Annotated in this window: 6 protein-coding genes; all 6 read left to right on the top strand. The window is 69.3% G+C overall.

The genetic code is table 11. From position 1 onward, the window contains the following. Positions 1–2 precede the first annotated feature (2 nt). Positions 3–1,163, top strand: a complete 1,161-nt coding sequence (locus ACWA7K_RS03255; RefSeq protein WP_456165607.1) for a YjgN family protein — start codon at positions 3–5, stop codon at positions 1,161–1,163. 7 nt (positions 1,164–1,170) lie between these two features. Next, positions 1,171–2,259 (top strand): M48 family metallopeptidase, encoded by a 1,089-nt coding sequence (locus ACWA7K_RS03250; protein ID WP_456165605.1) that lies wholly within the window; start codon positions 1,171–1,173, stop codon positions 2,257–2,259. Positions 2,260–2,330: 71 nt separating this feature from the next. Next, positions 2,331–3,512, top strand: a complete 1,182-nt coding sequence (locus ACWA7K_RS03245; protein ID WP_456165603.1) for a vWA domain-containing protein — start codon at positions 2,331–2,333, stop codon at positions 3,510–3,512. Then, positions 3,509–5,464, top strand: coding sequence for an autotransporter assembly complex protein TamA (locus ACWA7K_RS03240; RefSeq protein WP_456165601.1), 1,956 nt, complete (start codon positions 3,509–3,511; stop codon positions 5,462–5,464). The genes ACWA7K_RS03245 and ACWA7K_RS03240 overlap by 4 nt, the downstream gene beginning before the upstream one ends. Before the next feature lie 18 nt (positions 5,465–5,482). Next, positions 5,483–9,955, top strand: coding sequence for a translocation/assembly module TamB domain-containing protein (locus ACWA7K_RS03235; protein ID WP_456165599.1), 4,473 nt, complete (start codon positions 5,483–5,485; stop codon positions 9,953–9,955). 465 nt (positions 9,956–10,420) lie between these two features. Continuing rightward, on the top strand, positions 10,421–11,680 hold the full coding sequence (locus ACWA7K_RS03230) for an STAS-like domain-containing protein (RefSeq protein ID WP_456210338.1): 1,260 nt from the start codon (positions 10,421–10,423) through the stop codon (positions 11,678–11,680). The last annotated feature ends 110 nt before the right edge of the window (positions 11,681–11,790 follow it).

Here is an 11,790-nt window from a genome sequence, read left to right as displayed (position 1 = left end):
CCATGACCCAAACCCTTGAGGCCGGCAGCGACGCGAGCGCCGCCAGCGCCGCCAGCGCCGCCAGCGTGGATTCCCGCACCGGCTGGACCCCGCCGCAGCCCGTCACGTTCACCGGCTCGGGCAGCGAGTACTTCCGCATCTGGATCGTCAACCTGCTGCTGATGCTGGTGACGGCCGGCATCTACTACCCCTGGGCCAAGGCCCGGCGGCTGCGCTACTTCCACGCCAACACGCGCATCGGCGACCACGCCTTCAGCTTCCACGGCGAAGGCCGCTCGATGCTGCGCGGCTTCGCGGTCATGGGGGCGCTGCTGTTGCTGGTCTCGCTCAGCGGCCAGTTCTCGCTGGGCCTGGGCCTGCTGGCGGCCTGGCTGCTGATCGTGGCCGCGCCGCTGCTGCTGCGGCTGTCGATGCAGTTCCGTCTGTCGCAGACCGGCTGGCGCGGGCTGCGCTTCTCGTTTCACGGCACGACCGGCGCGGCGGCCTGGGCGGCCTCGGCGTTCCTGGCGATCGGCTTCTACGTGCTGGCCGCGCCGACGCTGCAGGAGGCCCTGAAGTCGGAGCCGTCGCGCTGGGTCACGTTCCTGACCTTCGGGCTCGGCATCGCCATGCTGTGCCTCATGCCCTTCCTGCCGATGGCCCACCGCGCGCTGCTGGCCTACCGGCAGGGGAACATCCGGTATGCCGGCGCGAGCAGCAGCTTCTGCGCCTCGGTCGGTGCCTTCTACCGGCCCATCCTGCTCTGCATCCCGGTGGTCATCGTGTTCGGTCTGCTGGCCGTGCTGCTGGTCAGGTCGACGCGCGAGCCCTGGCTGGTGGTGCCGCTGACGGCGATGTATTCGATCGTCAGCCTGTCGATCTGGCGCGCCAGCATCCAGAACGCCGTCTGGACGGGCACGCGGATGCCGCAGGTCGAACTGCGCAGCACCCTCGGCATCGGCAAGCTGGCGGGGCGTTATGCCCTCAACTGCCTCGGCCTGATCGTCACGCTCGGCCTGTACTGGCCGTTCGCGGCGGTGGCCACCGCCCGGCTGAGGCTGGGCGCGGTCAGCGTGTCGTTCGGCCCGGACTTCGAACGGGGCATCGCCGACCCGGTCGCGGCGGTCGGCAATGCCGGCGGTGACGCGGCCGCCGACCTGACCGGCTTCGACCTCGGCCTCTGACACGTCCGTGAACGACGCCCCCGCGCTGTTCTACGACGGCCGCAGCCCGCGCGCGTGGCCGGTGCGGCTGCGCATCGCGGAGGGCCGGCTGCATGCGGATCCGGCCGAGCCGATCGAGCACGACGACGACCACGACCCCGCCCTGCCGCGCAGCTGGCCGCTGGACGGCCTGCACTGGCCCGAGCGCCAGCGCCACGGCCCGCGCCGCATGGATCTGCCCGACGGCACCAGCCTGCAGGCGGCCGACCCGGTGTCGTGGGACGAGCTGGCGCGGCAGGCCGGCCGGCACGACGGCCTGGTCGTGCGGCTGCAGCAGAGCTGGCGCGGCACCCTGGTGGCCCTGCTGCTGGTGGTGCTGACGCTCGCCGGCCTGCAGCGCTGGGGCGTGCCGGCGCTGGCCCGCGGCGTCACCGCGCTGTTGCCCGTCAGCATCGACCAGTCGCTGGGCGAACGCACGCTGGAGACGCTCGACGCCCAGATGTTCAAGCCCAGCCGCCTCGACGCGGCCGAGCAGGCACGGTTGCAGGCCGTGCTGGCCGAGGTGCTGGCCGGCACGCCGGTCGACCAGCCTGTCGACGCCCCTGTCCCGCGGCTGCTGCTGCGCGATGTCGGCCACCAGGCCAACGCCTGGGCCTTGCCGGACGGCAGCATCGTGCTGTCCGACGAGATGGTCCGGCTGATCGGGCACGACACACCGCCGGCCGAGCAGCGCGCCTTGTGGATCGGCCTGCTCGGCCATGAGCGCGGCCACGTCACGCACCGGCACGGCCTGACGATGCTGGTGCAGGTCAGCCTGACCAGCGCCCTGGGCACGCTGGTCTTCGGCGACATCAGCGGCCTGCTGGCCAGCGCGCCGCTGGTGCTGGGCCAGCTGGCCTGGTCACGCGAGGCCGAACGCGAGGCCGATGTCGCCGCGCTGGCGCAGCTGCGCGCGCACGGCCTGGACGGCGAGCCGATGGCGCGCCTGCTCGAACGGCTGCAGGCCCATGCGGACGCATCCGCCACGGCGGGTGATGGGCAGGGCGCGGCGGCCTGGCTGCTGTCGAGCCACCCGGACAGCGCCGAACGCATCGCCTGGTTCCGGCAGCCGCGCTGATCCACGGGCGACCGGCGACCGGCAACCCGCGGCGGGCGGTCGGGCCGTCGCCCGTCGTATCCTTCCGCCCCATGCTGATCGACTTCTTCTACACGCTGCGCAGCGCGAAGCTGAAGGTCTCGGTGACCGAGTTCCTGGCGCTGCTGGAGGCGCTGCGGGCCGGCGTGCTCGATGACGACGGCGGCCCGACGGTCGACAGGTTCTATCACCTCGCCCGGCTCGTGCTGGTCAAGGACGAGACCCAGTTCGACAAGTTCGACCGGGCCTTCGGCGCCTACTTCAAGGGCGTCGAGATGCTGACGGACTTCACCGCCGAGATCCCGCTGGACTGGCTGCGCCAGACGCTCGAACGCGAGCTCAGCCCCGAAGAGCGTGCCAAGCTCCAGGCGCTCGGCTGGGACGAGCTGATGGAGACGCTGAAGAAGCGACTCGAAGAACAGAAGGGCCGCCACGAGGGCGGCAGCAAGTGGATCGGCACCGGCGGCACCAGCCCGTTCGGCCACGGCGGCACCAACCCGCAGGGCATCCGGATCGGCGGCACCAGCCGCAACCGCAGCGCCGTCAAGGTCTGGGAACAGCGCGCCTACCGCGACTACGACGACACGGTCGAGCTGGGCACCCGCAACATCAAGGTCGCACTGCGCCGGCTGCGCCGCTTCGCGCGCGAGGGCGAGGCCACCGAGCTGGACCTGGATGGCACCATCGCCCGCACCGCCGCCAACGCCGGCATGCTCGACATCCACCTGGTGCCCGAGCGTCACAACCGCATCAAGGTGCTGCTGCTGATGGACGTCGGCGGCACGATGGACGACCACATCCAGCGCGTCGAGGAACTGTTCTCGGCCGCCAAGAGCGAGTTCAAGCACCTGGAGTTCTTCTACTTCCACAACTGCGTCTACGACCACCTGTGGAAGAACAACCGGCGCCGGCAGGCCGAGCGGACCCCCACCTGGGACGTGATCCGCAAGTTCAACAAGGACTGGAAGCTGGTCTTCGTCGGCGACGCGACGATGAGCCCCTACGAGATCCTGCAGGCCGGCGGCAGCGTCGAATACAACAACGCCGAGCCCGGCGCCGAATGGATCCAGCGACTCACCAACGCCTTCCCGCACCACGCCTGGATCAACCCCGAGCCGCCGGGCGTGTGGGACTACCGCCAGAGCATCTCGATCGTCCAGCAGCTGGTCCGGCAGCGCATGTACCCGCTGTCGCTGGCCGGTCTCGAACAGGCGATGCGCCAGCTTTCGAAGTGAGCGACACGCAGCCCTGGCGGCCCTGGGCCGCGCTGGCCCTGGGCCTCGTCACCGCGCTGAACGCCACGCCGCTGCAGGCGCAGGCGGTCGTGCCGCTGGAGACCGATCCCGGCCCGGCCCCCGTCGAGGCGGAGCCCGACGACACCGATGCCGCGCTGGAGGACACCCTCGGCGCCGAGCAGCGTGCGCAGGAGCAGCGCTACGTCACCTGGCAGCTGGAGATCCGCGGCGTCGACGCCGACCTGGCCGCGCTGCTGCGCCGCCACCTGGACCTGGCGCGCTACGAGTCGCTGGCCGAGGCCGAACGCATCACCCGCCTGGAGCTGACCCGGCTGATGGCCGCCGCGCCGGCGCAGTCGCGCAAGCTGCTGGAGACCGAGGGCTACTTCAATGCCCGCATCGGCTCGCACGCCGACGAGCCCGCGACGGCCCCGGCGGCCGGCAAGCCGCTGGCGCTGAAGGTCGTGCTCGACGTCGAGCCCGGCGTGCGCACCGAGGTCGGCGAGGTCCGCCTGGAGGTGCAGGGCCCCCTGTCGGTCGCCGCCGAGGCCGGCGATGCCGAGGCCCGCGAGCTGATCGAGCGGCTGCGCTCGAACTGGTCGTTGCCGCGTGGCAGCGCCTACACGCAGAAGGCCTGGGCCGATGCCAAGGCCGCGCTGATCGCCACCGCCCGCACGCAGGCCTATGCGGCCACGCAGCTCAGCGGCAGCGTCGCCCAGATCGACACCGCCGGCCAGCGCGCCGACCTGTTCATCGTGGTCGACAGCGGCCCGCGCTTCCGCTTCGGCGAGCTGCGCTTCGAGGGCCTGGACCACGTCCGGCCGGACGCCATCACCGCGCTGGTCAACTTCGACCCCGGCGAGCCGCTGCGCGAGCAGACGCTGCTCGACTTCCAGGACCGGCTGGTCAAGTCCAGCCTGTTCGACAACGTCAGCGTGCTCTACGAGCCCGATCCGGAACACGCCGATGCGATGCCGGTGACGGTGCGGGTCAGCGAACAGTCGCTGCAGCAGGCCACCTTCGGCGTCGGTGCATCGGACCTGAGCGGCCCGCGCATCACGCTCGAACACCTGCACCAGCGCATCGCCGGCTTCGGCTGGCAGGCCAAGACCAAGCTGCAGCTGGGCCGCACGGCGCAGTCGCTGTCGCTGGACCTGACCTCGCACCCGCAGCCCGGCCCCTACCGCAACCTGATCGGCGCGGCGCTGACGCGCACCGACGGCAGCGACCTGCGCGTCACCAACGAACGGCTGCGGCTGGGCCGCACGCAGGACACCGAGCGGATCGAGCGGCTCTACTTCGTCGAGTGGCAACGCGCGATGACGCGCGACCTCGACACCCACCTGCTGACCGACGACACCAAGGCCGCGACGCTCAACTACCACTGGGTCTGGCGTGACCTGGACCACCCGATCCTGCCGACCCGCGGCTTCAGCCTGTCGGCCGAGACCGCCGTCGGCCACTCCTATGCCAGCACCGACAAGAGCGGCTTCTTCGGCCGCACCACCGGCCGCCTGACCGGCTACTGGCCGCTCGGCGCGTCCTGGTACGGCCAGGGCCGCGTGCAGCTGGGCCAGGTGTTCGCGCGCGACCCCGTCGCCGTGCCCTTCACGCTGCTGTTCCGCGCCGGCGGCGACGACTCGGTGCGCGGCTACGGCTACCAGTCGCTCGGCCCGACCGACAGCAGCGGCACCGCCATCGGCGGCCGGGTGCTGGGCGCCGGCAGCATCGAGCTGGCGCGGCCGTTCTCGCGCCGAACGCCGGCCTGGTGGGGAGCCGTCTTCATCGACGCCGGCAACGCCGCCGAACGCTGGTCCGACTACAAGAACGCCTACGGCGCCGGCTTCGGCGTGCGCTGGCGCAGCCCCGTCGGACCGCTGCGCATCGACCTCGCCTACGGTGACCTCAGCCACCGCTGGCGCCTGCACTTCAACGTCGGCGTGACGTTCTGACCGGCCGTTCACCCATCCATGCCGATCGACGACACGCCGCGCCCCGACGCCCCGGGCACGCCCGACGCCACTGACCCGCCGCCGACCCGGCCGCGGCTGCGGCGGCGGCTGTGGGGCCACGGCCGCCAGCTGATCGGCGCGGCGCTGGCGCTGCTGCTGGCCGCCGCCGCGCTGCTGGCCAGCCTGCCGTTCAGCGCCACCGGCACGCGCTGGCTGCTGACCTGGGTCGCCCCGGCGCTCGGCCTGGAAGCCAGCGAACCCAGCGGCGCGCTGACCGACCGCGACTTCAGCCTGTCGCGCCTGGTCATCGAGCTGCAGCCCGGCCTGACGCTGGACCTCGAACAGCCGCGCTGGCAGGGCCTGCGCTGGCATTGGCGGGCGCGCGAGAACCCCGTGCCGGCCCACCTCGCGCTGCAGGCCGACAAGGTCACGGCCAGCCGCGCGACGCTGCGCGACAGCCGGCCGCACAACCCCGAACCGCTGCGCCTGCCGACCCATCTGGCGCTGCCGTTCGCGCTCGATGTCGAACGGGTCGAGCTGGCTGAACTGGCGCTGCCCGATCACCTGGCCCAGCCGCTGACCGCGTTGTCCGGGCGTCTGCGGCTGGACGCCGGCCCCCTCGGCGTCCACCGCGCCGATGCGCTGCAGGCCCGCTGGGACCGGCTGCAGCTCGGCGGCGGCAACCTGTCGATCCGGGCCGATGCACCGCTGATGCTGGGCGCCCACGCGACGCTGCGCCCGGCCGATCACACCGGCGAGCCCGGCGCCCCGGCGCTGCAGGACTGGGAGCTGCAGGTCAACGCCGACGGCCCGCTGGCCGACTTCCGCGTCGTCACGCAGCTGCGCGCGGCCGGGCAGTCGCTCGACGCCGCCGCGCGCATCCAGCCGACCCAGGCCATGCCGCTGACCGAGCTGCATGCCGACCTGAACGCGCTCGACCTCGGCGCGCTGGCCAGCGCCCTGCCCCGCACCGCGCTGACCGGCCGCGTCGACCTGCAGCTCGACGCCGACCCCGCCGGTCAGGCCCGGAACCAGAACCCGCTGCACCTGCAAGCCCGCCTGGACAACCCGCAGGCCGGCGCCTGGGCCGACCACCGCCTGCCGGTCCACCGGCTGCTGCTGGACGCCCGCAGCGACCTGCGTCAGGTCGACCAGGGCCGTGTCGGCGCGCTGCAGATGAGCCTGGGCACCCCGAAGTCGCCCGCCGGCACGCTGTCGGCGACCGGCCGCTGGTCGCTGGCCGGACGCGGCCCGGACCGCCGCGTCGCCATCGAGCTCGATGCCGACATCGCCGCGCTGCAGCCGCAACGCATCGTGCCGGCCAGCCCGGCGCTGCAGGTCGGCGGCCCGCTGGCGCTGCAGCTGGACCTGCCCTGGCCGGCCGAAGGCGTGGCCCCGCGCGGCCCGCAGGCGAAGGCCCGCACCAACCTGACCGGCCAGCTGATCGGCGCCGGCCTGCCGTCCGTCACGCTGGCGCTGGACGCCGAAGGCAGCCGCCAGCAGCTGCGCATCACCCGCCTGCAGGCCGATGCCGGCGGCGCCCGCCTGACCGCCAGCGGCACGCTGCAACGCAAGCCGGGGCAGGACGCGCTGCAATGGCGCAGCACGCTGCGCGACTTCGATCCGGCGATCTGGTGGCCGCGCCGCGCGCTGCAGGAACCCGCCGACGCGGTCGAGCGCCTGCTGGCCGCCGGCCCGCATCGCCTGAACGGCACCTTCGACGCCGACGTCGCCCTGCCCACCCAGGCCAGCCGCGACCTGGCCGGCCTGGGCCAGCTGCGCGGCCAGGCCCGGCTGGCGCTGCAACCCAGCGTCTGGGCCGGCGTGCCGCTGGCCGGTGCGCTGGAGCTGGACGGCACGCCGCAGGCCGCCTCGGCGCTGTCGCAGGCGCGCATGCGGCTGAACCTCGAACTCGGCCCGTCCGACCATCCGACCCGGCTGGCCCTGAACGGCGACATCGACCCGGTCGGCACCCGCGACCACTGGCAGTTCGAGACCGACAGCGCCGACCTGGCCGTCTTCAACCCGTGGCTGCGCCAGATCGACCCGGCCCAGACGCTGCTGCTGGCCGGCCGGGGCGATGCCGAGCTGACGCTCGACGGCCGCTGGCCGCAGCTGCGCAGCCGCGGCCGGCTGCAGATCCCCGAACTGAGCGGCAGCGGCATCGGCCGCCTGGCCGGTCTGCAGGGCCAGTGGCAGGTCGGCACCGCCACCGACGACCCGGTCGAGATCGACGGCGGCGTCGACGAGGCCGAACTCGCCGGCTGGCGCCTGCGCCGCGCCACGCTCAAGGCCACCGGCCGGGGCGAGGCGCATCAGTTGCACGTCCGCCTGGACGAGATGACGCGCCGGGCAGCGGTGGCCCCGACGAACACGAACACGGGCACGAGCACGAACGGCAACGCGAACGCCGCCGCCACGAACGCCCTGACCGCCCTGGCCGGCGAGCTCGACACCGCCGGCGGTTGGCAGATCGACCTGCGCAGCGCCCGCCTGGTCTGGCAGGGCCGCATCGACCGCTTCGAGCTGCGCGAGCGCGAGGCCCCGCGCAGCGCCACCGCCGCCAGCCTGACCGGCAACAGCAGCCTGCTGCCGCGCCCGCTGCGGCTGGTGCTGGACCCGACCCGCATCACGCTGGACCAGTCGCCCGACCGCACCGAGCTGACGCTGGGCGAGACCCGCGCGCACCTGGGCGACATCCACCTGGCGCTGCGCCGTTTCCTCTGGCAACAGGACCGCAGCGGCACGCAGACGACCGAACGCCTGAGCCTGCGCAGCGAGCTCGACGCGATCGAGGTGGCGCCGATCCTGCAGCGCACCCAGCCCGGCTTCGGCTGGGGCGGCGACCTGCGCATCGGCGGTCACATCGAGCTGCAGGCCACGCCCGAGCGCTACAGCCTAGACGCCAGCATCCACCGCGAGTCCGGCGACCTGCGCGTGACCGACCCGGACAACCCGAAGAACCCGCAGCGGCTGGGCCTGCAGGACCTGCGCCTGGCGCTGGTCGCCAAGGACGGCCTGTGGCGCCTGACCCAGCGCATCAGCGGCGGCAACCTCGGCCGGCTGGAGGGCGAACAGAGCCTGCAGGCCGGCGAGTCGGCCTGGTGGCCCGACCGCCAGTCGCGCGTCGACGGCCGCCTGGACCTGCAGATCGCCCAGCTCGGCAACTGGGGCCGCTGGTTGCCCGCCGGCTGGCGGCTGTCGGGCCGGCTGGCCGGCAACGCCCGCATCGCCGGCAAGCTCGGCGAACCCGAACTGAGCGGCGAACTGGTCGGCCAGCGCATCGCGGTGCGCAACCTGCTGCAGGGCGTCGACTGGAACGAGGCCCAGATGCAGGTCCGCTTCGACGGCTCGCGCGCCCGCATCGACCAGCTCAGCCTGCGCGCCGGCGAGGGCCGCGCGACGGCCACCGGCGAGCTGACGCTGGGCGACACGCCGCGCCTGACGCTGCAGGCCAAGGCCGACAAGTTCGCCGCGCTGCAGCGGGTCGACCGCCGCCTGGTCGTCAGCGGCGACGCGCTGCTCAAGCTCGACGCCCGCAGCACCGCGCTGACCGGCAGCCTGAAGGCCGACGAGGGCCGCATCGACTTCAGCAACGACGACGCCCCCAGCCTGGCCGACGACGTCGACGTCCAGCGCCCCGAGGAAGTGGCCGCCCGCGCCGCCGCCCAGCAGCGCGACCCGCGCGTCAACCAGTTCGACCTGCGCATGGACCTCGGGCCGTCCTTCATGCTCAAGGGTCGCGGCCTGAACACCCGCCTGACCGGCGACCTGCGTCTGACCAGCCCGGGCAGCAAGTACGCGCTGGCCGGCGTGATCCGCACCGACGAGGGCACCTACGCCGCCTACGGCCAGAAGCTGACGGTCGACCGCGGCGTCATCACCTTCATCGGCACGCCCGACAACCCGCGCCTGGACATCGAGGCGACCCGGTCCGACCTGGAAGACGTGCGCGTCGGCGTGCTGATCACCGGCACCGCCCAGGCCCCGCGCGTGCGCCTGTTCAGCAGCCCGACGATGACCGACACCGACAAGCTGTCCTGGCTGCTGCTCGGCCGCGCCTCCGACGGCCTCGGCCGCACCGACCTGGCCCTGCTGCAACGCGCCGCCTTCGCGCTGCTGAGCGGCGAACAGGACTCGCCGTCGCTGATCGAGCGCATCGGCCTGGACGAACTCTCGGTCCGCCAGAGCGACACCGGCGACACCCGCGAGACCGTCGTCACCCTCGGCAAACAACTCAGCCGCCGCTGGTTCGTCGGCTACGAACGCAGCCTCAACGCCGCCGCCGGCAACTGGCAACTCATCTACCGCGCCGCCCAACGCTTCACGCTGCGCGCCCTGTCGGGCAACGAAAACGCGCTCGACCTGATCTGGACCTGGAAGTGGGGCGAGGACGTGCTGCCACCGGATATCCAGCAGATTCCGCGGATGCTGCCGGGGCGGCGGACGGCGGTGCCGGCGTCGGGGGCGTCGTCGAGCGCGTCGCCTTGAGGCGCGCTTGCTGGAGTTCAAGAAGGGCGATTTAAGCCTGGCGCCGCAGCCCACGTAACCGGATCAAGGCCCGCGCGCAGTACACATAGGCGTATTCGGTGCGCAAGCTTTCGTGCAGCAAGTGGTTCAGCAGCGGAACGGACTTCAATGGTGGCGGCACATGCGCTGAATGCACCGGTCGCGGGGGCGCACCTCGTGATCCCTGAGCTTGTCACGCAAATGCCATCGTTGCCTCTCTTGGCAAGGTGGCGGACTGTCGACAGAATTGTTAGAGAACGCTGCTTTTGACAGCGATATTCGGACTGTATGAATATACAGTTTAAAGGGAGGAAGATCAGATGCGTCGAGCACATGAGTCACATCTTCCGGAGCCGATTAGGACGGCAGTTGTCGTGTTAGGCAACAGTATGGAGTCGTCTACAAAACGTTGGGCCATCAGAAAATAAAATCAATAGTGAGGCAACAATGAAATTTCAGCTTTCAGTCCCAGCAAACATAGTAGACAAGGAATTGCCTCGGTTTTTCCAGGGGTGGCGCTGGCACAACGACCCACCTCCGCCAATTGAGATTGATTTTAGAGGGTGCAACTTTCTTTCTCCGTACGCAGTCACCTTATTCGCCACATACATAATCTGGCTAAAAAAGACAAAAAAGAGATCAGTTCGAATTCACGTTGATCGCAAAAGCATTGCAGGAAACTATCTTGTCGAAACCGGCTTCTTTGAAGTACTAGGTGAAAAAGAGGACTCGCCGCCGGTTGCGCGACCAGACAGAACCGTGAAGCTCACACTCATTACAAATAGCTCAGAAATCCCCGCTTTTGCAGCAAAAGTAATGGATATACTAAAAATAGAAGACGAAGAGCTAGAAGGCGCCGTTAAGTATTCACTTATTGAGCTACTTAGGAATGTCGTGCAACATTCCGCCAGCGCGACAGGTGGAGTGGCCATGGCCCAATACTACCCAAACACCGGACTTGTGAATCTATGCGTGGCTGATACAGGGATGGGCGTAAGGGCAACCCTGAACGAGGCATATCCGGAGATTGATACCGATTTGAAAGCACTTAAACTAGCAACCCTCCCGCACGTATCAAGAACTTTTGGCCCATCGACATACTCCGCAATGCGGGACAATGCAGGCCTCGGCCTCTTCTTTATAAAGCAAATTGCATCACTATCGGGCGGAAGCTTCTTCTTGGGATCGAAAGAAGCCTTAATTGACCTATGGGGAGACAACGAAGGTAGACAGAAAAAACTGTATAAAATTGCGAAAAATGGGGGGTGGCCAGGTACGTTTGCATACCTGCAACTTAGACGGGACAGTATTTCGGAGTTTGACTCAATACTTACTGTGTGCCGCAAAATGGCCGCCGAAGCAAGAAAATACCCCGCAGAATTGGCGCTGGATTTTATCGAAGAAGTTCCAGATGTCCCAGATTTACTCGTTATAAAAATTGCTCAGTTTGAAGAAGATGTTGAGGCAGCCGCTCGCATCAGAGATAGCAATATTATACCAACCATTAATGCAGGGAGAATGATTGTCCTAGACTTCACCAAGGTTCGATTTGCGACTCAATCATTCGTGCACGCCTTGATGTACAAAGTCATTCGAGATGGTCAAAAAATTGGCTCAACTCTATCAATTGCAAACTGCTCAAACTCAACTAGAGAGGCTGTGATGGCCGTTGCCGCGTATGCCAAAGCCTCACCAGATGAGGCTTAGATCGACGCCTACCCGATTCTTGTGGAAACTAGATCCTATAACGCAGACGAAGTATACTTGCCAACCCCTGCCTACGCGCCACAGTCTAACTTTCGATTCAAATCGAACTT

It is taken from the genome of Leptothrix mechoopdaensis (SeqCode) (assembly GCF_053893855.1).
This window is presented reverse-complemented; position numbering and strand designations above follow the sequence as displayed.